At 53.8% G+C, this 22758-nt stretch carries 24 protein-coding genes, 4 pseudogenes and 1 other annotated feature; of the genes and pseudogenes, 10 read left to right on the top strand and 18 right to left on the bottom strand.

Features of this window, described 5'->3' with window-relative positions:
• The first annotated feature begins 6 nt into the window (after positions 1-6).
• A pseudogene (locus tag ACQG1K_RS12275) lies at positions 7-875 on the top strand (ion transporter).
• Positions 876-906: 31 nt separating this feature from the next.
• On the opposite strand, the gene ACQG1K_RS12270 reads toward ACQG1K_RS12275, so the two are convergent.
• Together ACQG1K_RS12270 and cls are read right to left on the bottom strand one after the other, a co-directional pair.
• Positions 907-1236, bottom strand: coding sequence for an HI1450 family dsDNA-mimic protein (locus ACQG1K_RS12270; RefSeq protein WP_006810881.1), 330 nt, complete (start codon positions 1234-1236; stop codon positions 907-909).
• Positions 1237-1269: 33 nt separating this feature from the next.
• Positions 1270-2730, bottom strand: coding sequence for a cardiolipin synthase (gene cls, locus ACQG1K_RS12265; protein ID WP_022648349.1), 1461 nt, complete (start codon positions 2728-2730; stop codon positions 1270-1272).
• A 143-nt stretch (positions 2731-2873) separates the two neighbouring features.
• On the opposite strand from cls, the gene ACQG1K_RS12260 reads away from it, so the two are divergent.
• From ACQG1K_RS12260 to ACQG1K_RS12230, 7 genes and pseudogenes are all read left to right on the top strand, one after another.
• Positions 2874-3047, top strand: coding sequence for a YciY family protein (locus ACQG1K_RS12260; RefSeq protein WP_017384232.1), 174 nt, complete (start codon positions 2874-2876; stop codon positions 3045-3047).
• Positions 3048-3165: 118 nt separating this feature from the next.
• Positions 3166-3294 (top strand): KPN_01571 family protein, encoded by a 129-nt coding sequence (locus ACQG1K_RS12255; RefSeq protein WP_209662595.1) that lies wholly within the window; start codon positions 3166-3168, stop codon positions 3292-3294.
• Between the two features lie 11 nt (positions 3295-3305).
• Positions 3306-3716, top strand: a complete 411-nt coding sequence (locus ACQG1K_RS12250; protein ID WP_192970027.1) for an Exc2 family lipoprotein — start codon at positions 3306-3308, stop codon at positions 3714-3716.
• Between the two features lie 67 nt (positions 3717-3783).
• Positions 3784-4419 carry a leucine efflux protein LeuE gene (leuE, locus tag ACQG1K_RS12245; RefSeq protein ID WP_006810877.1) on the top strand — a complete coding sequence of 212 codons (636 nt, stop codon included), beginning with the start codon at positions 3784-3786 and terminating at the stop codon, positions 4417-4419.
• 122 nt (positions 4420-4541) lie between these two features.
• Positions 4542-4972, top strand: a pseudogene (locus tag ACQG1K_RS12240) (replication endonuclease); the annotation flags it as partial.
• Between the two features lie 297 nt (positions 4973-5269).
• Entirely contained in the window at positions 5270-5749 is a 480-nt protein-coding gene (locus tag ACQG1K_RS12235; RefSeq protein ID WP_239992664.1) for a hypothetical protein, read from the top strand.
• Between the two features lie 204 nt (positions 5750-5953).
• Positions 5954-6382: a hypothetical protein gene (locus ACQG1K_RS12230; RefSeq protein WP_239992666.1), complete on the top strand. Its 429-nt coding sequence runs from the start codon at positions 5954-5956 to the stop codon at positions 6380-6382.
• 157 nt (positions 6383-6539) lie between these two features.
• Here ACQG1K_RS12230 and ACQG1K_RS12225 read toward each other — a convergent pair.
• The 3 genes and pseudogenes from ACQG1K_RS12225 to ACQG1K_RS12215 all read right to left on the bottom strand — a co-directional run.
• Positions 6540-6811 (bottom strand): annotated as a pseudogene (locus tag ACQG1K_RS12225) (DDE-type integrase/transposase/recombinase); the annotation flags it as partial.
• Between the two features lie 57 nt (positions 6812-6868).
• Positions 6869-7000, bottom strand: a pseudogene (locus tag ACQG1K_RS12220) (transposase); the annotation flags it as partial.
• A gap of 307 nt (positions 7001-7307) precedes the next feature.
• Positions 7308-7604 (bottom strand): YciI family protein, encoded by a 297-nt coding sequence (locus tag ACQG1K_RS12215; RefSeq protein WP_063849113.1) that lies wholly within the window; start codon positions 7602-7604, stop codon positions 7308-7310.
• Positions 7605-7825: 221 nt separating this feature from the next.
• Between ACQG1K_RS12215 and tonB the strand changes: the two genes are divergently transcribed.
• The gene (tonB, locus tag ACQG1K_RS12210) at positions 7826-8548 is read left to right on the top strand and encodes a TonB system transport protein TonB (RefSeq protein ID WP_032622462.1); all 723 of its coding nucleotides are present in this window, start codon (positions 7826-7828) and stop codon (positions 8546-8548) included.
• 38 nt (positions 8549-8586) lie between these two features.
• Here the strand turns inward: tonB and yciA are convergent, their stop codons facing one another.
• The 5 genes from yciA to ACQG1K_RS12185 all read right to left on the bottom strand — a co-directional run bounded on the left by yciA (position 8587) and on the right by ACQG1K_RS12185 (position 13174).
• Positions 8587-8982, bottom strand: coding sequence for an acyl-CoA thioester hydrolase YciA (gene yciA / locus ACQG1K_RS12205; protein WP_032624113.1), 396 nt, complete (start codon positions 8980-8982; stop codon positions 8587-8589).
• Between the two features lie 98 nt (positions 8983-9080).
• Complete coding sequence (locus tag ACQG1K_RS12200) at positions 9081-11267, bottom strand: TonB-dependent siderophore receptor (RefSeq protein ID WP_108367643.1); 2187 nt, start codon at positions 11265-11267, stop codon at positions 9081-9083.
• A 180-nt stretch (positions 11268-11447) separates the two neighbouring features.
• Entirely contained in the window at positions 11448-11987 is a 540-nt protein-coding gene (locus ACQG1K_RS12195) for a septation protein A (protein WP_003856762.1), read from the bottom strand.
• A gap of 13 nt (positions 11988-12000) precedes the next feature.
• Positions 12001-12744, bottom strand: coding sequence for a YciC family protein (locus ACQG1K_RS12190; RefSeq protein WP_367074398.1), 744 nt, complete (start codon positions 12742-12744; stop codon positions 12001-12003).
• Between the two features lie 25 nt (positions 12745-12769).
• Positions 12770-13174, bottom strand: a complete 405-nt coding sequence (locus ACQG1K_RS12185) for a YkgJ family cysteine cluster protein (RefSeq protein ID WP_045621607.1) — start codon at positions 13172-13174, stop codon at positions 12770-12772.
• 282 nt (positions 13175-13456) lie between these two features.
• Here ACQG1K_RS12185 and ompW point away from each other — a divergent pair, with 282 nt between their 5' ends.
• Complete coding sequence (gene ompW / locus ACQG1K_RS12180; RefSeq protein ID WP_063150506.1) at positions 13457-14089, top strand: outer membrane protein OmpW; 633 nt, start codon at positions 13457-13459, stop codon at positions 14087-14089.
• 286 nt (positions 14090-14375) lie between these two features.
• Here ompW and yedF read toward each other — a convergent pair whose 3' ends face one another.
• The 8 genes from yedF to trpL all read right to left on the bottom strand — a co-directional run bounded on the left by yedF (position 14376) and on the right by trpL (position 22663).
• Positions 14376-14609, bottom strand: a complete 234-nt coding sequence (gene yedF, locus ACQG1K_RS12175) for a sulfurtransferase-like selenium metabolism protein YedF (protein WP_003856774.1) — start codon at positions 14607-14609, stop codon at positions 14376-14378.
• Complete coding sequence (gene yedE / locus ACQG1K_RS12170) at positions 14606-15817, bottom strand: selenium metabolism membrane protein YedE/FdhT (protein WP_367074400.1); 1212 nt, start codon at positions 15815-15817, stop codon at positions 14606-14608. The genes yedF and yedE overlap by 4 nt, the downstream gene beginning before the upstream one ends.
• Positions 15818-15991: 174 nt before the next feature.
• Positions 15992-16801, bottom strand: a complete 810-nt coding sequence (gene trpA, locus ACQG1K_RS12165; protein ID WP_022648335.1) for a tryptophan synthase subunit alpha — start codon at positions 16799-16801, stop codon at positions 15992-15994.
• Positions 16801-17994, bottom strand: coding sequence for a tryptophan synthase subunit beta (gene trpB, locus ACQG1K_RS12160; RefSeq protein ID WP_022648334.1), 1194 nt, complete (start codon positions 17992-17994; stop codon positions 16801-16803). Before trpB ends, trpA begins: the two co-directional genes overlap by 1 nt.
• A gap of 10 nt (positions 17995-18004) precedes the next feature.
• Complete coding sequence (gene trpCF / locus ACQG1K_RS12155) at positions 18005-19363, bottom strand: bifunctional indole-3-glycerol-phosphate synthase TrpC/phosphoribosylanthranilate isomerase TrpF (protein WP_063149419.1); 1359 nt, start codon at positions 19361-19363, stop codon at positions 18005-18007.
• A 3-nt stretch (positions 19364-19366) separates the two neighbouring features.
• Positions 19367-20962 (bottom strand): bifunctional anthranilate synthase glutamate amidotransferase component TrpG/anthranilate phosphoribosyltransferase TrpD, encoded by a 1596-nt coding sequence (gene trpD / locus ACQG1K_RS12150; RefSeq protein WP_367074403.1) that lies wholly within the window; start codon positions 20960-20962, stop codon positions 19367-19369.
• On the bottom strand, positions 20962-22524 hold the full coding sequence (locus ACQG1K_RS12145; protein ID WP_063849110.1) for an anthranilate synthase component 1: 1563 nt from the start codon (positions 22522-22524) through the stop codon (positions 20962-20964). Before ACQG1K_RS12145 ends, trpD begins: the two co-directional genes overlap by 1 nt.
• 23 nt (positions 22525-22547) lie before the next feature.
• Positions 22548-22642, bottom strand: a sequence feature (Trp leader region).
• The gene (trpL, locus tag ACQG1K_RS12140) at positions 22619-22663 is read right to left on the bottom strand and encodes a trp operon leader peptide (protein ID WP_071524153.1); all 45 of its coding nucleotides are present in this window, start codon (positions 22661-22663) and stop codon (positions 22619-22621) included. (Overlaps the previous feature by 24 nt.)
• Between the last annotated feature and the right edge of the window lie 95 nt (positions 22664-22758).

Here is a 22758-nt window from a genome sequence, read left to right as displayed (position 1 = left end):
GCTGACATGATGTCAGCCCTTATTTTTTAGAGGTTAATGTGTCGCGATTATTCACGTCGGCCCGTCAGCGGCTTTATCACCTTTTATTTGATCCAGAAACGGTTTCCGGTCGCCGTTTCGAGGGTCTGTGTGGCTTATTTGCGCTGATTAGCGTCATTATTATCTTTATCGAATCCGGTGCCGGAACGCAGTACCACATGACGTATGAGGAGTGGCACGTTTTTGTCTGGCTGGAATTGATCGTCACGCTGGTGTTTACCGCAGAGTATGTGCTGAGGGTCATTAGCTGGCCAAATCCGGCGAAATACGTTTTCAGCTTCTGGGGATTTATTGATTTAGCCACTATCCTGCCGCTGTATGTCATGTGGCTGTGGCCTGAGATCAGCCTGAATTATGTGTTTGCCTGGCGCGCAATGCGGGCGATTCGTGTGTTACGAATTCTGAAGCTGCTGCGCTTTATGCCGTCGCTGAGGGTTTTTTGGGTCGCCATTGTCAGCGCCCGCCACCAGCTTATTCTCTTCTATTCGTTTATTGCTATCGTGATGATCGTTTTTGGCTCCCTGATGTATTTAATCGAAGGGCCAAAATACGGGTTTACCACGCTTAATGCGTCGGTTTACTGGGCTATCGTCACGGTGACCACCGTGGGCTATGGCGATATTACACCGCATACGCCGCTCGGACGTATTGTGGCATCGGTTCTTATCCTGATCGGTTATTCGGTGATAGCGATACCGACGGGGCTAATTACCACCCATATGAGCAGCGCCTTCCAGAACAGCAAGCAGCAACGCAAATGTCCGAATTGTCAGCAGGGAAATCATGAACCCGGGGCGCGGTTTTGTCACCGCTGTGGAAATGCCTTGCCGGATTAAATAAAAAAGGCTGCGCGGGCAGCCTTTTTTATTATTCGCGCCAGAGAATATGGCACAGCTTATGGTCTTTCTCGCGGCACAGCAGGACGCGGGCAAAGATGTCGTTAATTTCTCCGCCGTCTTCATCTGCCAGGCCAATTACCACCTCAGCGAAGAAGTCCGGGTTGAGATCAAAATCGACGTGTTCGGCCCAGTCTTCAGACGGATCGAACAGCTCAGCACCGCCACGCTCTTCAAATTGCAGGTTGAAAAGAATGACGTCAGCAGGGTCGAGATTATCGACCGCCAGCTCGAGAAAAATATCGTAGGCCTGTTCGAGCGTTTCGTCTTCGGTCAGGCGATTGTTCAGATCCATTTCCATGATGACTACCTGTTAAACATCGTTGGGCACGTTTTACAGCAACGGACTAAAGAAGTAAAACAGTCGTTCGGCAATTCGCTGCCACAGCGGACGTTTCGCCCACAGTCTGGCGTCCAGCAGGCGTGAGCGGGAGATATAATCATCCTGAACCGCCGCCAGATCGCCGCCGAAACCGGCGTCATCAATGACCAGCGTTATTTCAAAATTCAGCCACAGACTGCGCATATCGAGGTTGACGGTACCCACCAGGCTCAGCTCTCCGTCTACCAGCACGCTCTTGGTGTGTAACAGACCGCCTTCGAACTGATAGATTTTAACGCCCGCGGCCAGCAGCTCACTAAAGAACGCGCGACTTGCCCACCCGACCAGCAGCGAATCGTTCTTGCGCGGCATAATAATGCTCACATCCACTCCGCGCTGTGCCGCTGTACAGATGGCGTGCAGAAGGTCGTCGCTGGGGACGAAATAGGGCGTGGTCATGATCAGATATTCCCGCGCTGAGTACGCGGCGGTAAGCAGTGCCTGATGGATCAGATCTTCCGGGAAGCCAGGACCGGAGGCGATAGTGTGGATAGTGTGCCCGCTGGCTTCCTCAAATGGCATGATATTGCCATCCGGCGGCGGGGGAAGAATGCGTTTACCGGTTTCAATTTCCCAGTCGCACGAATAGACGATGCCCATAGAGGTTGCCACCGGGCCTTCCATGCGAGCCATCAAATCGATCCATTGCCCCACGCCGGAATCCTGTTTAAAGAAGCGGGGGTCGACCATGTTCATGCTGCCGGTGTAGGCGATATAGTTATCGATCAGAACCATTTTCCGGTGCTGACGAAGATCCATGCGGCGCAGAAAGACGCGCATAAGATTCACTTTCAGCGCCTCGACCACCTCGATACCGGCGTTGCGCATCATGCCTGCCCACGGGCTACGGAAAAAGGCCACGCTGCCGGCGGAGTCCAGCATCAGGCGGCAGTGGATACCGCGACGTGCAGCGGCCATCAGCGATTCGGCGACCTGGTCCGCCATGCCGCCCGGCTGCCAGATATAAAACACCATCTCGATATTATGCCGGGCGAGCTGGATATCACGGATCAGCGCCTGCATCACGTCATCGGAAGAGGTCATCAGTTGCAGCTGATTGCCTTTTACCCCAGCAATGCCCTGGCGGCGTTCGCACAGCTTGAACAAAGATGCGGCCACGCTGCTGTTCTCTTCGGCGAAGATATGCTTGCAGGCTTTAAGGTCGGCAAGCCATTTTGCCGTGGAGGGCCACATGGCACGGGCGCGTTCGGCCCGGCGTTTACCCAGATGAAGTTCACCGAAAGAGAGATAGGCGATGATGCCCACCAGCGGCAGAATGTAGATAATCAGAAGCCAGGCCATGGCGGAAGGTACCGCTCTGCGTTTCATCAGAATGCGCAACGTCACCCCGGCAATTAATAGCCAGTATCCTAAAATGACCAGCCAACTCACCACGGTGTAGAAGGTTGTCATAAATAAAAAATCCTTTTGAAAGCGTATTGTTATGAGTTTACGCATCAGGATTCATCTGGCAAATAAAAACGGCAGATAAAAGCGCTGGTTTGCCGCCTGCTTAGGCATATAATGGCATCTCTGTTAGAGAAAGAGTTGTAGACATGAAGCGCAGTAGAACTGAAGTAGGGCGCTGGCGCATGTTGCGACAGGTGAGTCGTCGTAAGGCTCGTTGGCTGGAAGCACAATCCCGCCGCAATATGCGTATCCACGCCATCAGAAAATGTGGCCTGAACAGACACCGTAACGCGCTGCTGTTCGCGGTCCAGGATATCTGAAAAGCATGAGGGGCACCGTAAAGGTGCCCATTAAACATCCAGACTATCAATCTTTGCAGTCTCCTCCCGTCTGCTTTCCACGATATACTACGTCCCCATAACGTCATGATATTAAAAGATGAATCCTTATCTCTGGATTTTTATTGCACTTTTGGCGCTGGATGCGCTCAGGGAAGGTTTAGGACTTTCGTCATTTTCCTCATTGGCAGATTATGTTTTTGCGTGGGGAATACATTGGCTTTATTAAAGGAAAAAAGGATGAACGTAAAAGTGATGGCAGCACTCTTCGGGATTGCAGTATTAAGCGGTTGTGCCAGTAGCAAAACCTCACCCGAACGGCACGCGTTTTATTTCGTGTCGCATCAGTCCAGCTTTACTGGCGGCAATTACACCTCCAGCGTGCAGAAAAATTATCACCTGAACGTAGCGCAGTTCCGCGAGCTTTATGCCCGGGGCAAAGCTGACCGTGCGGAAGGGTGGACTCAGGCTGAAGCCAGTGAATACGCGCAAAGCATTCGCGATCAGCTGAAAGAAAATGCGAAGTCGCAGGAATTGTACGCAGGCAACGCGAAGGATAAATGGTCTTCGGACATGGACAGTAAAGACGCCATATTATTTGGTAACGAACTGGCCGCGACTTATCTTGATGGCTATAACGGCGTACAATAGCGCAACTGATTCAGGGGATACCGTTATTACCGGTATCCCCGCTGTTTTTGAGCAAAAGGAGTGAGACGTGTTTGCGGAGTTTGGTGTACTGAATTTCTGGACCTATGTTGTCGGCGCATTTTTTATCGTGCTGGTTCCAGGACCGAACACCTTGTTTGTGCTGAAAACAGGGATTGGCCACGGCGTTAAGAAAGGCTATCTGGCAGCCACCGGTGTGTTTATTGGTGATGCCGTGCTGATGTTTCTGGCCTGGGCGGGCGTTGCCGCGTTGATTCAGACCACTCCGGTATTATTTAATATTGTCCGCTATCTTGGGGCGTTTTATCTGCTGTGGCTCGGCGGAAAAATGCTCTGGTCCGTTATGACACGTCAAAAAAATGCGCACGAAAGTAGCGCCGAACCGGCAAGCGCGATCCTTAAGCGTTCGCTGGTGCTGAGCCTGACGAACCCGAAAGCGATTCTCTTTTACGTATCGTTCTTCGTGCAGTTCATTGATGTCAATGCGAAGAATACCGGCACGTCGTTCCTGATCCTCGCCACAACGCTTGAGCTGATCAGCTTCATGTACATGAGCTTCCTGATTTTCTCAGGCGCGTTTGTCACGCGTTACCTGAAAACCAAAAAGAAACTGGCGAAGCTAGGGAACGGGTTGATAGGCCTGCTGTTTGTTGGATTTGCGGCGAGGCTGGCGTCGCTGCACTGAATGAAGAAAAGGCTCCCGAGGGAGCCTTTTTAATGTCTGGCGTAGTTGGAAAGCCGCGCCAGACAAGGCTTCACGTTTTACTACTAGCAGTCAAAAGCCATAAAAAGCGGCTCTGACGCGCCCGGAGTCCTGTCAATAACTGTGGAAAGCTCACAGGCGGTGGCGATCCAGTTATGACCCCCACACCGTCCGAGCAAGCCGCAGCGGTGTTAAATCTGATTGAGCGCGGGGTTATCGGTTGGAATGAGCCAGACGTTGTGTAGGTGCTTAACGAGGCGTTAAAAGCTCGCGCACCGCGCAAACATCGGCATCAAAGAAGCAATGCGCCGCTCAAAACCAGCGAGCAAGCGCCATCAGCCCGGATGACAAAGTCCGAAAGGGATCGCGTCGCAAAAATTCGTTTCGATTTAGCTCAGGACGGCATTACCCCGGAACGGTGTGAGCTCGACGCGCTGGCGCGTGGGGCACGGTGATTTATGGCAAGAAAAGTTTCAAATATCCGGCTGCTGACGAGTGGCCTGGAAATTCAACTGAAATGGAGTGGACTTTATGAAAGATTATTTATTCAGATGGCTAATTATCGCAAGAGAAAATAACCGCAAATATAGCGAGATCAGCGATACGAAAATTGAGGGGTTTACACCGGTGATAGGTTCGATAATTCCGCCGCCACGTCGACGATAGCAACGCCGCCGGTGCTGAAACTCGCTTTCAGTGTCGGTGGTGTTGAACAACGAGCCCTGAGAGGCGTTAACTTCTAAGCCGATAAAATCAGAATCAGGAAAAGTAGATTGAAGTAAAAACGTCCTTTATGATGACTCAAAGGTTAGCCCAAAAGGAAATCATGACAATGAGCGTTGGATTAATTACAGACCAGCCAGGACGTTTCTACACCTTCCAGTCTACATTGCCAGCCGGTGAATATTTCGAATTTCGCCCACGCAATCCTCCACTGAACTCAAAACCCATCGTTGATGACGAAAGCGGGATGTGTATTGGTTATTCCGTCGCTCAGGCTCCCGGTTTATGGCAGATTTATGATGCAGACGGCATGTTTGTTAGGCTGGAAGAAGCGCCATTAGAAGCCCCCCTGATTGACCCAACAGACCTCGCTCTAATTGCTTTTGGTGCATTTCGTCTTTTACGGGCAGGTCAGTCGTTACTGAAAAGTGGTGTCAAAGCCGCCGTAACTGTGAGGCTCAGTGAGGCTACCATCAGTCTCTTGCGTGGCCGCCTTAAAATGGGCTTATCAGCTCGCGCGCTCAGGATGAGTGAGTCATCTGTAAAACACATGCTGACCCCAGGTCGTTATGTGCCTTTGCAGATTTAGGAAAAGGCCATTCGTTATGGCATAAGAACGCCGGATCCTCTCAAAAAGCCAGGGCTTTTCCGTTACGAGGCTCGTATGTATAAGCTTGTGGAAGACAGGCAAAATAAAGGCACTTATATTTACAAGTCTTACCGTCTTGAGGTTTTGGTCAGGGAAGCTGACTGGACTATCATGCATTTTCAGTACATGCCTTAAGGGGGGATCATGATAGATATCACAAGCGGTGACAGACACCTTAAATTAACACCTTATGAAAGGCTGGCTGAGCCCGAAGAGCCTGCTTATAGCCGTATTATGGTTTGGGTTGAATTCTCAATCCCAGCCTTAAAAACAGAATTTGCTGCAGAGTTTTTTGTCGGTCAGTTGGAGCAGTTCAGGTATGATACACATGATTTCCATCTGGCCTTAAAGACAGGGGCGAAATTTAAGGATATTAATTTAACCTCGGCATTCGAGCAGGTTGTGCTTAAGTTTCATCAGGCACATTTTGCCGGGGCTGTTGGCGTTAGCATGGTACTTAAGCCTGAAAACCATGCTGACAGTATTACCCTTGATGATTCCTTCGATATTGATGAAAGTTACTTTCCCGACCTGCTCTCTGGACTGGACGACATCATTTCATGGCAAAACTGATGCTTGCATCAAGCCACAAGACCGGCACTCAGAATGCCGGTCTTGTCATGCCATTTACTCGCGATTTTCTCGTATTTAAGCTCTACATGCATCAGGTGCATGAGTTTGCATCCGTTTTTTACTCCAGCATTTGCCAGTCAGCGTCAGCGCTGGCACAGCTTTCCGCAACCGCGTTGTCGTGGCAGTTACAGCGACGACTCATGCTGCCTTCCAGACCTTGTGATTTCAGGAACGACTGCCACTCATGGCTCGTGTACTGACTGCCCTGATCAGAGTGAACCGTACCTGCTTTTGAGGATTACGCCTCCACACCGCCATAAGTAATGCGTTCAGGACAATCTCTTTTGTCATGCGGGGTTGCATTGACCAGCCGATAACTTTGCGTGAGAACAGGTCAACCACCACGGCCAGATACAGCCAGCCTTCGTGGATTTCGGCCTGAGCATCTGACTGTTCATTATGAGTGGAAGAATCCGGACCGTACTTCTTTATCCAGGCGTAAAGACTGTGAGTGGTGATATCGAGACGTGTTGCAACACTGGAAACAGAATGACCGCGTTCAACAACCTGTTTGACTGCTTCAATTTTAAACTCTTCAGGATAACGCTTACCGCTCATGGGCACCTCTCTTTAAGTCATCTTAAATGACTCTGAGGTGTCTGTTAAACCCGTGGCGATTCAGAGCTAACAGTGGCATGTTCCTCTCAAGTCAAAATCTGAAATTTAAGTATGGGAACGTAATGCGTGAGCTTGTTAAGTAATCTTGCCGAGAAATCTTTTAAATAGAGAATGATTTAAATGAAACTTCCCGCATGGGCGGGAAGTAATGTGTCAATGTGGTCAATATGTGGACTCGGCCTGTAATAAATCATTTTATTTCATTGTGTTAAGGTGTTTAAAATGGCTCCCGAGGGAGCCTTTCATTTCAGAACACTTTTTTATACGGGCGAACAGTGACTTTCTCGTACACGCCGGCTGCGACGTACGGGTCTGCTTCTGCCCAGGCCTGCGCGGCTTCCAGAGATTCAAACTCGGCAATCACCGTGGAGCCAGTAAAACCCGCCGCGCCCGGATCGTTGCTGTCAACGGCAGGCATCGGGCCTGCGGTCAGCAACCGACCTTCATCCTGTAGCAGCTGTAAACGCGCCAGATGGGCAGGGCGAACGGAAACACGTTTTTCCAGAGAATCAGGTACATCTTCAGCGTAAATCACATAAAGCACGGCAAAGCTCCTTAACCGGTAAAAGTGACATTTACGTTATGTGAAAGCACAAATGACTGCAATGTAAAGATAATAACAATGTTAAAACCCTGATCTGGATGCCCCTTTTTTGCCCTCTTATACGCTTAAATTGCGCCAGGACAAAGTGTCTTATTGAATATGATTGCTATTTGCATTTAAAATCGAGGTTCGGTTTTTTAACGTTGATGATTATGACTTCGATGACCCTTGATTTACCTCGCCGCTTTCCATGGCCGACGCTGCTTTCCGTCGTTATTCACGGTGCTGTCGTGGCGGGTCTGCTCTATACCTCGGTTCATCAGGTTATTGAAATGCCAGCGCCAGCGCAGCCAATTTCTGTGACCATGGTATCGCCCGCGGATCTTGAACCGCCGCAGGTTGCGCCGCCGCCGCCACAGCCCGTTGTTGAACCCGAGCCGGAACCCGAGCCGATTCCTGAACCGCCAAAAGAAGCGCCGGTGGTGATCCATAAGCCAGAGCCGAAACCTAAGCCGAAGCCAAAACCCAAGCCGGTCAAAAAGGTGGAAGAGCGTCCGAAACGCGAAGTGCGTCCGGTTGAGCCACGCACCACGCAGCCGGTTGAAAATGCCGCCCCGTCACGTCCGCTGATGAGTAACACCACGACCGCGACAAAACCGACGGTAACGGCGCCAGCGGGCCCGCGCGCGCTGAGCCGTAACCAGCCGCAGTATCCGGCACGTGCTCAGGCGTTACGTATTGAAGGGCGTGTACGGGTGAAATTCGACGTTACGGCTGATGGACGTGTGGATAACGTGGAAATCCTGTCCGCACAGCCGGCGAATATGTTTGAACGCGAAGTTAAATCGGCCATGCGCAGGTGGCGTTATGAAGCCGGTAAACCCGGCAATGGGTTGATTGTAAATATTGTCTTCCGCCTGAACGGCGGGGCACAGATGGAATAAAAGAAGCCTCCGAAAGGAGGCTTTTTTTTACCTGAGGATCAGTTCCGTGGGAGCTGGCGGGGCTTACCGTCGCTATCCACTGCCACGTAGATGAACAGGGCCTCCGTCGCCTTATAGCGCTGACCAATCGGTTCAGAAGAGACTTTTTTCACCCATACTTCAATGTTAATGGAGATAGACGTATTGCCGCGTTTTACGCAGCGTGCGTAACAGCACACCACGTCCCCCACCGCGACGGGGCGCAGGAAGGTCATGCCATCGACCCGGACGGTTACCACGCGCCCGTGTGCAATCTCTTTTGCCAGGATTGCACCGCCCATATCCATCTGCGACATTAACCAGCCGCCAAAAATATCGCCATTGGCATTCGTATCCGCAGGCATTGCCAGTGTGCGTAAAACCAGTTCGCCCTGTGGGGCGTCATTTGTTGTCATTGTTTTTAAACTCGTAACTGAAGACTTCAGGCGGGATGCTACTATGATTTCTGGCTGGAGAGAATAGGGTTAGCGCCCGCAGCGCGGGCGCCTGAAGGTCAGAAGGACATGGTTACGCCAGCGTAATAGGCGCGGCCCGGTTCGTTATAGGTAGATGCACCGTCATTTTCACGGTAAATCTGCTTGTCAAAGAGGTTGCTGATGCCGGCATTCAGGCGCAGGTTTTTGGTCAGCTGATAGTTACTGCCGATACCCACGATGGAATACGCGCCGATCTCTCTGTTGGACATCGCATTTTCCTCTTTGCGGATTTCAGCGTTTTCTCTGGGCTTCTGGCGGCCGTACATCGTCCAGCTTACGTTGGCTGAAAGCTTGCTGTTAACCTCCCAGTCCAGCATGGTGTTGACGGTATATTTGGGGATAATCGACAACGGATTACCGGTGTCTTTACTTTCAGACTGAATCATATACGTCGCATTAGTACGCCAGGTTAGCGTGTCGCGAATAACAGGGACGGTGAGGTTGCCTTCCAGACCTTCAACAACGGCCTTACCGCCGTTCTCCCATTGCAGGATATTTGCGCCGCTGCTTGTCTGCCCCAGCACGTCCGTTCCTGAAACGATCTTGTTTTTGTAATCATTGCGGAACCAGGTAATTCCAGCCTCGTAGCCTTCCAGGGCAAAGGCCAGGCCGATCTCTTTGTTCACGCTGATTTCCGGATCCAGATCCGGGTTACCTAACAGATAACAGCTTCCTTCGGAAACGTTATTCGGGCAGCCATTACCGCGGGTGGAAAGCAGATAGCCTTCGCTGGATTGATACAAGTTTGGCGCTTTAAATACCCGAGCGATACCCGCTTTAACCTTGAACATGTCACCCAAATCCTGAGAGAGGTTCAGGCTCGGACTCCAGTTGCTGCCAAACTGATTGTGATAATCAAAGCGGAGCCCTGGGATCAGGTTGGTGCCCTGACGCGCTTCAATATTGTCCTCAAGATAGATGCCGGTGAGGTCAGCGCTGTTTTTGCTGTTGCGCTCAGAAGCCGTGCCGGGAACACCGTTAATCACTTCTCCCGACACATTTGTCGACTGCATTGAGGCCGGATCGTTCAGTTCATCACGGTTCCATTCTGCACCCACGGTTAGCGTCTGTTCGACTAGCCAGAAGAAAGGAATGTTCAGTTCACCCGTTGAACGGTATGACTCCAGCCGGCTGGTATCGTATTTATCGCTATTGATCATCCCTTCAACTTTGCCCGTAGAGCCTTCTTCCAGTCGGGTGTTGTTGGTCTTTTCATAATAAACCCCGAACTTTGACTGACCCCAGTCCCAGATGCCGTTGTGCGTAATGCCATAAGACTGGCGGTACATTCGGTTGGTTTCGTGTCCATACAGGGACGACACCAGACCGTCAGGGCTGACGTTGCTGTTGCTGTATTGAGTATCACCCGCGTAGATATTGCCCTGGCGGCTGTAGCTGTAGTCGAAATCGATAATCTGCTGTGGCGTGAGTTTCCAGGAGAGCAGGGCATTAATGTCCTTGTTACGTACGCCCTCTCGCCCGGCGGCGTAAGAGCCGTTTTGCGCGGTGTTGATGTCCTGAGCATCTGCGTCGGTTTTGTTGATGTTCCCGTACAGGCGCATCGTTAACGCATCGCCCGCGAGGGGGCCGCTCAGATCAAAATTAGCGCGTTTCGTCGCCCCCTCTTTATCATTTTCAGGCTGGTTAGTGTACAGGGAGAGGGAGCCGTGCCAGTCGTTGGACGGGCGTTTGGTAATGATGTTGACGACGCCGCCGGCAGCCCCCGAACCATAGCGGGCGGCAGCTGGTCCCCGGAGCACTTCAATACGCTCAACCATCTCTGGCGGAACCCAGTTTGTGTCCCCGCGGGTGTCGCGCTCCCCGCGCCAGCTGTAGCGCACCGAGTTACGTGACGTCACCGGCACACCGTCAATCAGAATCAGCGTGTTCTCTGGCCCCATACCACGGATGTCGATCTGACGGTTGTTACCACGACTGCCTGTCGCGCTGTTTCCGGTGAGGTTAACCCCGGGCATTTTGCGAATAATTTCCGAAAGATCGTTAACCGGTGGATCCTTTTCTATGTCCTTTGCCGTGATGATGGAAACCCCCGGCTGTTGCTTTAGGGCCTCTTCAGCGGTTGCCTGAACGACCATTGTTTCACCATCGGCGAGAGGATCTTCCGCTGCGTGCGCGCTCTGGTATAGCGTTGAAAAAATGGCGAGTGTAAGTGTAGCCGGGGCAAATCTTATTATGTTATTCATCAACTCATTTCCATTTGTTAAAAATGCGATGAAGAATATTAATGATAGTGATTATCATTACAATAAAGCGACAGCAATCTCCATAAAATCTTCATGATTCAGACATTTTCGCAGGAAGATTGTGGAGAAAAGAGAAGGCGGGAAAAGAGGCCAGACCGCGTGACGATCTGGCCAGAAGGATCAGTGCTTGTCATCCTGCGGCATGTGGCGATAAATATAAACGCCGCTGAGCAGGGTGAAGATAAGGGTCAGCGCCGTCAGGCCAAACACCTTGAAGTTGACCCAGATATTCTGCGGCAGCCAGAATGCGATATAGATATTCGCCAGACCACACAGAATAAAAAATAGCGCCCAGGCGATATTCAGACGCCCCCACACAGCCTGCGGCAGCGTCAGTTCTTTCCCCAGCATGCGCTGGATCAGCGGCTTCTTCATCACCCACTGGCTGATGAGCAGCGCGCCCGCAAACAGGCCGTAAATCACTGTGACCTTCCATTTGATAAATTCATCATTGTGGAAGAACAACGTCAGACCACCAAACACCGCCACCATCAGGAAAGTGATGAGCGCCATCTTTTCAACTTTGCGATAGCGAACCCAGCTGTAAATCAGCACCACAGCCGTTGCCACAATCAGCGCCAGCGTGCCGGCATAGATGTCGTACAGCTTATAAAAAGCGAAAAATACGATCAGCGGTAAAAAATCAAGAAACTGCTTCATTCTGCGATCCCGGTTACTGACGAATTAACATGTACAGGCGGAACAAATAGACCAGCAGTACAGCTGAAATCAGATTGCTCAGCGTATTGGCGACAACCGCGCCGACGTTTGGCGTTAATACCGCAAAATTCGGCGCAAACAGCAACAGTAGAGTCTTGGCCAGCAACCAGCTGATAACGGCCGGGGCGACCAGACGCATATTCGCCCACGCGAGCCTTATGCTGCTGCGCATGGCGGTGAAAATACCCATTTTGTCCTGCACAACCATTACTGGCGCAAATGAAAGCACGATAGCCAGCAGCACGCCCGGAACGACAACCAACATTATCCCCACCTGGACCAGCAGCGTGGTCAGGAAGATGAGGATAAACAGTTTCGGCAGCACCGGAGCACTGGCCCCGATGGCACGTAACGCGCTGACGCGTTGGCCGGCAGACACCAGCTGGATCATCAGCAACACGCCACCCGCCAGAATGGCGTTGCCGATCAGCCCCGAGAAGGTAGATGCCGCAGATGCACGCAGCAAGATTTGCTGTTGCTCTGGCGTCATATTCTGCACAAGGTCAAATAACCCTGCGCTGCCTGCAAGATGATCCCCCTGGCTCAGCGAGGCAATCTGTTCATCACTGGGTGAGAACGCATGACCCAGCACCACCGTAATAAAGGCGCACAACAACGCGATCAGTAAAAAAGTAACGAACTGATTGCGGAAAAAATTTCCCGTGTCACGGTAGACAGACTTCGCCGTGATAGACATGCACTCTCCTTGGGTATTGCAGGTGTTAATTAGCCGGCAATTGTACACCGGATAACACGCTGGTGGCAGCATCAAGGCTTGTATGGAAAAGCATATCTTTGTAAAGGGGCGGTAATCCATAGCGGGCGCGGGCGCGATTGCATGCCTCATTGACCTGCCCATCCACTCCCGACATCGCGAAAGTGCGACACGGGCTGGGGCGATCCGCGTAAATGGAACAGCGGGTGGATACCCCAGGTTCACCTTGCAGTGCCACACAGCGGCTCTGTTTTTGGTTGGTGCCGCGCATGCAACGCAGGAAAGGGGTCAAGGGTTCAGTGAGATCAACCGGAACGGTGCCGCCGCCATCGCTGGCTTCAGCCCAGTAGAAAGAGACTCGAAAATACGCACAACAGGCTCCGCACGTCATGCACGGGTTATGATCACTCATGGCACACCTGCAAAAGTAGAACGCATCAAATCAGATTGTGAGAGCGATAAATTATCCAGCCGCTACAGGAAGCGCAAGAGAGGAAAAACAGAAAATTTTTTAACTATGAAATGCCAAAAATTGACGCGGTAACAACTTATTGCTTTATGAGGCGTCACCAAAAATTAACCTAGATCAATGAATGTTAACTTACTGGTTTTAATGTGATCTGTGTTAGATCACTTATTACTCATTTGTGAGTATATTCTCCTCCGCAATTAAAACCACAACGATGGAGCGGATATGAAAAAATTAGCGGTGGCAGCCCTTATCTTAAGCAGTCTCTCTGGCGGCGCGTACGCGCATGAAGCAGGTGAATTCTTTATTCGTGCCGGTTCGGCAACGGTGCGTCCAACGGAAGGTTCCGACAATGTTCTGGGTATGGGCGGGTTTAGCGTCAGCAATAACACCCAGTTAGGCCTGACATTCACGTATATGGCTACGGATAACATTGGCGTTGAGCTTCTGGCCGCCACGCCATTCCGTCACCGCGTCGGTTTAGGGCCGACCGGGGACATTGCTACGGTGCACCATTTACCACCAACCCTGATGGCGCAGTGGTACTTCGGCGATTCCAGCAGCAAGTTACGCCCTTATATTGGTGCAGGCGTTAACTACACCACCTTCTTTGATGAGAAATTTAACGATACCGGTAAAGAGGCTGGGCTATCCGATCTCAGCCTGAAAGACTCATGGGGCATGGCGGGGCAGGTTGGTCTGGATTATCTGATTAACCGTGACTGGCTGATCAACGCCTCGGTCTGGTATATGGACATTGATACAGACGTGCGCTTTAAAGCTGGCGGTGAGCAGCAGAGTATCAGTACCCGTCTGGATCCATGGGTATTTATGTTCTCAGCAGGTTATCGTTTCTGACAGAAGATATATCCCCGGTCAGCCGGGGATTGCTGTATGGTGGTTGTTCCACATACCTGGCTGGAGGGGATATCCCCAACATTAAATTTGAGTGTCCGGTTTGTGCAGGTAAACAGTTTCAGTTCACGACGTTCAGCCCAGCACATAGCCTACCTCACGGTGCTATCTGTTCCGTTTGCGGAACACGTCTCACCACTCATTCATGCCTGCCGAAACTCAGACGACGACGGTGGCCAAAGCCAGTAAACTAGATAAGGCCTCTGAGAGGCCTTTTTCGATCGTGAAATCACTTCTGAATTAAATAACGAATGGTTGGTCCGTCCTGCTGGATATCCAGCACGGTATAGCCGTGATTTTTGGCATCAAGCGGAATGTTATTGATCGACTGGGGGCAATCGCTCACCACTTCCAGAATTTCACCTTTCTTTAGCTGCGGTAGCGCTTCAAGCGTGGCGACGGCCGGGTAAGGGCAAGGTTCACCCACCATATCGAGACGATAATCAGGCACGATCTCTTTCATGCGGCATTCTCCTGAGTTTCAGTTTTGACGGTGACGCGTCGGAAGAAGCGCTTCTCTTGTGCAACAACCAGTAAGAAGGCGATAAGCAGCAGGGCGTAGGTCACCAGGAGTCCCCCGAGTGGACCAAAGGTTTTCAGCAGGTTGACCTTGTCCCAGTTTGTTGCCAGCACCGGAGAGACGTCATCCCAGTAGCAGGCCAGAAGGGTAGAGCCAATCACGTTACCCAGACCCACCCACCAGTAATGCACCTGGCCTTCCACAGCGCGATACATCCAGCCGGTTTCACACCCGCCCGCCAGCACGATGCCAAAACCAAACAGCAGCCCGCCAATGACCGCATTTGGGCCCGCCCACATGATTTTCGGTTCCACGCCGAGCTGAACGTAGCTGAAGATGCCGATCGCGCTCACGGCCATACCGGCAATGATCGCGTTCGCCATCATGGTTCGTCCGGTGATCCACATATCGCGAAACGCGGAGGTAAAGCAGATCTGCGCGCGTTCAATCAGCAGACCAAAGCCGACGCCGAACAGCATGGCCAGACCGAGTTTGGGCTGATTCATCGCCGTGCAAATCGCCCAGGCAACCATAGCAAAAAAGACCAGCATACCGAGGTGGAAGCGACGACGCGCCTGATCGGGTTTTTGCGTTAACGGAGATGCAGCGCTAACTTTCGTCATTTTCACCGGAATGCGGAACAGTGGCAGCAGGGTGAACTTTGCACCGAAATATGAGCCAATGGCGGTGGCGACGGCAAAGAACCAGGCATGCAGCGAGAACTGCGGAATACCGGTAAAGAACGCGGCCAGATTACAGCCCATCGCGAGGCGGGCGCCAAACCCGGCAATGATACCGCCGACCACGGCCTGCATAATGCGGATGCGGCTTTTCGGCATGCGCAACTTAACGTTGTTGGCCCACAGCGCGGCCGCAAAACATCCGCCAAACATGCCAATGATCATCATCCCGTCGATGCGGGTCAGCGGTGTGCCCTCAAGATGGATCAGTTTGAAGTAACCCCACTCTTCGGCATGAACGCCTGCCAGCTGTAATAGCTGCCCACCCCAGCGGGTAAACTCGCCCGTAACAGCCCAGAAGGTGCCGGTAATACCGAAATAATAGGTAGAGAGAATGCCTGCCGCGATAACGGCCGGAACAGGTGACCAGAACTTAACCAGGTAAGTCTGTTTGAAGGAATGCCAGGACATGAATAACCTCTGAACTCAGAAGGGTAACGCTAAAAAGAGCCCAGATCATACGCTTACGCGAACGTTTGAAAAGTCATTCACACCGAAAATATCGACAGGATCAATTTTGACCTGCTTATTTCAGGAAGAGATAAGGGAAAACCGCCTGACGCCGGGGCCAGACGGTGTTAACGGTTACGCCTTGTGTGTGGCCGCTTTCATGGATGTGACGAATGCGTGTAACTCAGCCAGCATCTGCTCTGGCTTATCCACATTCTTCTCGATGATTTTCACGATAGCCGAACCGGAAATGGCCCCGGCGGCTTTCGCGTCAATCGCCGCAGTAACCTGATCCGGAGAGGAAATCCCAAAGCCCTGAAGCGGCGGTGCAGCATGGTATTCTGCCAGCTTCTCCACCAGATGATGCAGCGGAAGCGCGGCTTTGTTTTCCGCACCGGTGACGCCCGCACGGGAGAGCAGGTAAGTGTAACCCCGTCCGTAAGAGGCAATCTGGCGCAACAGATCGTCATCAGCATTCGGTGGACAGATGAAAATCGGCGCGACGTTGTGGCGCATCGCCGCCTGACGGAACGGCGCAGACTCTTCAACGGGCACGTCAGCCACCAGCACGGAGTCAACGCCCACGCGGGCGCACTCTGCGTAAAACGCATCAATACCGCGGCTGAACACCAGGTTGGCGTACATCAGCAGGCCGATCGGAATGGTCGGGTGCTTCTGGCGAATCGCCGCCAGCATTTCGAAGCACTGGCCCGGCGTCACGCCCGCAGCAAACGCGCGAAGCGTCGCGTTCTGGATGGTCGGGCCATCCGCCAGCGGATCGGAGAACGGAATCCCCAACTCCAGCGCGTCGGCACCGGCGTCAATCAGGGTATCGATAATCTTCAGCGACAGCTCCGGACCGGGGTCGCCCAGCGTCACGAAGGGAACGAAAGCGCCTTCCTGGCGGGCTTTCAGTTGTGCAAATGCGTTGTCGTAGCGTTCCATCAGATTTCCCCTCGTGCTTTCAGAATATCGTGAACGGTGAAAATATCTTTGTCACCGCGACCGGAAAGGTTTACCACCAGCAGTTGCTCTTTTTCCGGGTTTTCCTTCATCATTTTCAGCGCGTGTGCCAGCGCGTGGGAAGACTCCAGCGCCGGGATGATCCCTTCATTGCGACACAGCGTTTTGAAGGCCTCCAGCGCTTCGTCATCAGTGATGGAGACATAATCCGCGCGGCCGGTGCTGTTGAGGAACGCGTGCTGCGGCCCTACGGACGGGAAATCCAGCCCGGCTGAAATTGAGTAAGACTCCTCAATCTGCCCTTCATCGGTCTGCATCATCGGGGCCTTCATGCCGAAATAGATCCCCACGCGGCCATGCTTCAGCGGCGCACCGTGCTCACCCGTTTCAATGCCGTGGCCGGCAGGCTCAACGCCAATCAGCCCAACGCTGGTTTCGTCGATAAAATCGGCAAACATGCCGATGGCGTTAGATCCGCCGCCAACGCAGGCGATCACCGCATCCGGCAGGCGACCCTCTTTTTCGAGGATCTGCGCTTTAGTCTCTTCACCGATCATGCGCTGGAATTCACGCACGATGGTCGGGAACGGGTGCGGGCCTGCCGCGGTACCGAGCATGTAGTGGGCGGTTTCGTAGCTGCCAGACCAGTCGCGCAGCGCTTCATTACAGGCATCTTTCAGCGTGGCAGAACCGCTGTGTACAGGGATCACTTCCGCCCCCATCAGACGCATACGGAACACGTTAGGCGACTGGCGTTCAACGTCTTTCGCCCCCATATAGATGCGGCACTTCAGGCCGAGCAGGGCGCTGGCGAGGGCAGAGGCCACGCCGTGCTGGCCCGCGCCGGTTTCGGCGATAATTTCGGTTTTACCCATACGTTTGGCGAGCAGAGCCTGGCCAAGCACCTGATTAGTTTTATGCGCGCCGCCGTGCAGCAGATCTTCACGTTTAAGGTAGAGCGTGGTTCTGGTGCCTTCGGTCAGGTTGCGGCATTTGGTCAGTGCCGTCGGACGACCGGCGTAGTTTTTCAGCAGGTCAGTAAACTCCGCCTGAAACGCCGGATCTTTCTGCGCGCTCACGAACGCTTCTTCCAGCTGGCGCAGCGCGGGCATCAGGATTTGTGGGACGTACATCCCACCAAACTCACCAAAATACGGGTTAAGTAATGTCGTCATCTTCTCTTCCTTAATATGCACGCAGAGTTTTAAATACCGATGCCAGCTTGCTGGCGTCTTTTATGCCCGGTTGGGACTCTACGCCTGAATTGAAATCGAGGCCGCCGCAGCCGGTTTTGGCTGCTTCCACACAGTTATCGGGGCTTAATCCCCCCGCCAGCAGGACATTGTCCAGCACTTCGCCACGCAGCAGTGACCAGTCGAAACGCTGCCCCGTGCCGCCCTGGCCGTTGTCGAGCACGTATTTATCAACATGCGTAAGGTTACGCGCGGGCAGGATGGCGCCAACGCTTTGCGCTTTCCAGATCTGAACCTGAGGTGCCAGAACATGTCGCAGAGCATCGATGTATGTCTGATCTTCATCGCCATGTAGCTGAACCGCGCTCAGGGATAACGCGTCCGCTTTCGCCGCAACGTCGTTAATATCCGCATTGCGGAACACGCCCACGTAGCTCAGTGGCGCAGCCGCAATCACCTTGCGCGCCTGTTCTTCATTAACGGCGCGAGGAGAGGACTCAACAAAGATCAGACCACCATAGATTGCGCCCGCCTCATACGCCGCCTGCGCATCCTGTTCACGGGTCAGGCCGCAAACTTTGTTCTCACCCAGCAGCACGCGGCGCACGGCCGCATTAAGATCGTCGTGTTCCATCATCGCGGAACCGATCAGGAAACCGTTGGCAAAGTGGCTGAGTTCGCGCACCTGAGCGTAGCTGTTGATTCCGGATTCGCTGATCACCGTGACGCCCGCACCCAGACGCGGCGCAAGCTGGCGCGTACGGTTGAGGTCAATCGACAGGTCGCGCAGGTCGCGGTTGTTAATGCCGACCACTTTGGCTTCCAGCGCGATGGCGCGCTCCAGCTCCTCTTCGTTGCTCACTTCGGTAAGCACGCCCATATTCAGGCTGTGCGCGACGGCGGAGAGCTGGCGATACTGTTCGTCATCCAGCACGGAGAGCATCAGCAGGCAGGCATCGGCCTGGTAAAAGCGCGCCAGCCAGATCTGATACGGGTCGATAATAAAGTCTTTGCACAGAATCGGCTGCGGCGCGATGCCGCTGACTACGGGCAGAAAATCGAAGCTGCCCTGGAAATATTTCTCATCCGTCAGCACAGAAATGGCAGACGCATGATGCTTGTAGATACCGGCAATACGCGCCGGGTCGAAATCGTCACGGATCACGCCTTTGGACGGAGACGCTTTTTTACACTCCAGAATAAACGCGGTACGCGCGCCCTGGAGGGCATCATAGAAACGACGGCTGCTCGGAACGACGTCATTCTGAAAACTGGCGAGCGGCTGCTGTTGCTTACGGGCTTCCACCCAGATGGCCTTATCGGCGACGATTTTCGCTAAAACGGTCTGCATTATTTACCCTCTTGCCGCAAGTGCGGTAACGCGATCGTAAGCTGCACCGGAGCGCAGTACGTCCAGAACTTTTTGGGCGTTGGCTTTCAGATCTTCCTCGCCATGTAAACGCATCAGCATGGCTACGTTGGCCGCCACGGCGGCCTCATGGGCGGCCTCACCTTTACCTTGTAATAAGCGCGTGAGAATGTCACGGTTTTCTTCCGGCGTGCCGCCCGCCAGGGCGTCCTGATGGTACGGGGTCAACCCGAAATCAGCGGCCTCAAGCTGATAGTTCAGCACTTCGCCGTTATTCAGTTCGGCCACCAGCGTGGGCGCATGCAGGGAAACTTCATCCATCCCGCCGCTGTGTACCACGGCGGCGCGTTGGTAACCGAGGACGCGCAGCGTCTCCGCAATCGGCAGGACCAGCTCCGGACTGTAAACGCCAATCAGCGCCAGCGGCGGGTGCGCCGGGTTAATGAGTGGACCGAGCACATTAAACAGCGTCCGGGTTTTAAGCTGCTGGCGAACGGGCATCGCGTGGCGGAAACCGGTGTGATACTTCGGCGCAAACAGGAAACAGACGCCCAGGTCATCCAGCGCTTCACGGGAACGCTCGGCGTTCATGTCCAGGTTGATACCGAAAGCCGCCAGCAGGTCGGACGATCCGGAACGGCTGGACACGCTGCGGTTGCCGTGCTTCGCCACTTTCAGTCCGCATGCCGCCGCCACAAAGGCGCTGGCGGTCGAAATATTGATGCTGTTGCTGCCGTCGCCACCGGTCCCAACGATATCGGCAAACGGATAGTCCGGGCGCGGGAACGGGGCGGCATTTTCCAGCAGCGCGGTTGCCGCACCGGCGATCTCCTGCGGGCTTTCGCCGCGCACTTTCATGCTCACCAGCGCAGCGGCCAGCTGCTCAGGCTTCAGCTCGCCGCGCACTACGGCGGAGAAAAGCTGGTGGCTCTCCTGCTGGCTCAGGGTCTGGGCCTGATACAGTTTTTCCAGAATCGGTTGCAGGGTGTTGGTCTGCTCCAGCTTTTGCAGCGCCCAGTTGAGCGTTTGCTCCAGCAGGCGCGCGCCGTTAGACGTCAGGATAGATTCCGGGTGGAACTGCATCCCGCAGACGCGATCCGCATCGTGACGCACCGCCATCACCATCCCTTCAAACGAGGCGTTAATCGTCAGCCCGGCCGGAATATTGCTGCCGACCAGTGAGTGGTAACGCGCCACCGGAAGCGGGTTCGGCAGACCGGCAAACATCGCCTGACCGTCATGTTCAATGCTTGACGCTTTACCATGCAGGATCTCCCCCGCCTGACCCACGTAACCACCGTAGGCTTCGACAATTGCCTGGTGGCCGAGGCAGATGCCGATAATCGGCAGCTTGCCGCGCATACGGGTCAACAGCTCAGGCATACAGCCCGCTTCGCTCGGTGCGCCTGGCCCCGGGGAGAGCATCAGCACCGGGTTTTGCATGGTCGCCAGACGCTCAATCAGCGTCTGGGCCGGAACGTGGTTGCGATAGATAACGACGTTGTGCCCATTCGCACGCAGCTGATCTGCCAGGTTGTAGGTAAAGGAGTCGATATTATCGAGCAGCAGAATGTCAGCCATCAGAAAATCTCCTGTGCATGGTGTGCGGTAGCAATGGCGCGCAGTACCGCGCGCGCTTTACTGCGGGTTTCGTCGGCTTCCGACTGCGGAACAGAATCCAGCACAATCCCGGCCCCGGCCTGGACGGTAGCAATGCCGTCCTCAACGTAGGCGGAGCGAATCACGATGCAGGTATCGAGGTCACCGTGAGCGGTGAAATAGCCCACCGCGCCACCGTAGCTGCCGCGACGGCGGCCTTCAGCTTCGGCAATCAGCTGCATGGCGCGGACTTTCGGCGCGCCGCTCAACGTGCCCATGTTCATGCAGGCGCGGTAGGCGTGCAGGACGTCGAGGTCGTGGCGCAGCTCACCCACCACGCGGGATACCAGGTGCATGACGAAGGAGTAGCGGTCGACTTTGGTCAGGTCTGCCACATATCGGCTGCCCGGCGTACAAATACGCGCCAGGTCGTTACGCGCCAGGTCAACCAGCATCAGGTGTTCGGAGAGCTCTTTGTGGTCGGTACGCATTTCCAGTTCGATGCGGCTGTCGAGATCGCGGTCCAGGGAGCCATCGGCACGACGGCCGCGTGGACGGGTTCCCGCTATCGGGTAGATCTCAATCTGGCGGCTGGTGGCGTCGTACTTTAGGGAGCTTTCCGGTGACGCGCCGAACAGAGTGAAATCATTGTCCTGCATAAAGAACATGTACGGGCTTGGGTTGCTCTTTTTCAGCACATCGTAAGCCGCCAGCGGCGACGGGCAGGGCAGTGAAAAGCGACGGGACGGCACCACCTGGAAAATCTCCCCGGCACGAATCGCTTTTTGCATCTGACGCACCACCGCGCCGTACTGATCGTCGGTCTGACTCACCTCGCAGGTCATCTTTTCAACACGCTGCACCGGGAGCGCGGGCGGTGCTTCTGACATCTGCTGTTGCAGTTGGCCGATGCGCTGCGCGAGGCGATTTTTCTCAGACACAGATGGCGTGAACAGGCTTGCCTGAATGCGGGTGTATTTTTTCTGATGGTCGATCACCAGCAGGGTTTCGGCCAGGTAGAAGCAGTAGTCCGGGCAGCGGTTACCCTGCTCGGTTTCCGGTAAATCTTCAAAGCCAGCAACCAGGTCGTAAGCAAACAGCCCGCCAAAGAACATTGCTTCGCGCTCATCTTCCGGCACAATGACCAGATTTTGCAGCAGGCGGAAGGCGTCGAAAACGGAGAGTGAGCAGAGGCGGGCATCTTCATCCAGCAACTGGCTTACCGGCGGGAAATGCAGAATTCGCAGGTCCGGATGACCCTCATTTTCAATGCCTGAAGGCAGAGCCGCATCCAGCAGCGGCAGCAGCGACGCGCCATTCTCGGATAACGCCTTAATAGTGACAGTGTCACCCGATGCGGTGATGCGCAGCGCGCTGTCAACCAGCAGCAGGCTTTTGAGATCGTCCTTGCTGTCGATATCAGCAGATTCCAGCAGCAGCGTCGCAGGACGTGCACCGCACACCTGATGAAAGAGCGCGGTAGGGTTATGGCGATAGGCCGCCTCGCAGGTCAGCAGTTCGAGGTGGGGTTTGGCTGTTTGCATGTTGTTATTCTCATATTCTGTTCAAAAAAAAGCCCGCTTGGGAGCGGGCCGGGTATCTGTTTGCTTTTCGCAGACGCGTGACACTGCCCGAAGATCAGGAAGTACGCCACCAACCGTGCAGAGCGAAATGTGCTGTCATTTTCAGATACCTTTCTCGTGTGAACTTGCGTACTAGTTAACTAGTTCGATGGCGTGTTGTCAACCCCTGATTTCAGTATTTCGCGGTAAGTCGGT

The organism is Enterobacter cloacae complex sp. 402C9 (assembly GCF_050030745.1).
GTDB classification, from domain to species: domain Bacteria; phylum Pseudomonadota; class Gammaproteobacteria; order Enterobacterales; family Enterobacteriaceae; genus Enterobacter; species Enterobacter intestinihominis.
This window is presented reverse-complemented; position numbering and strand designations above follow the sequence as displayed.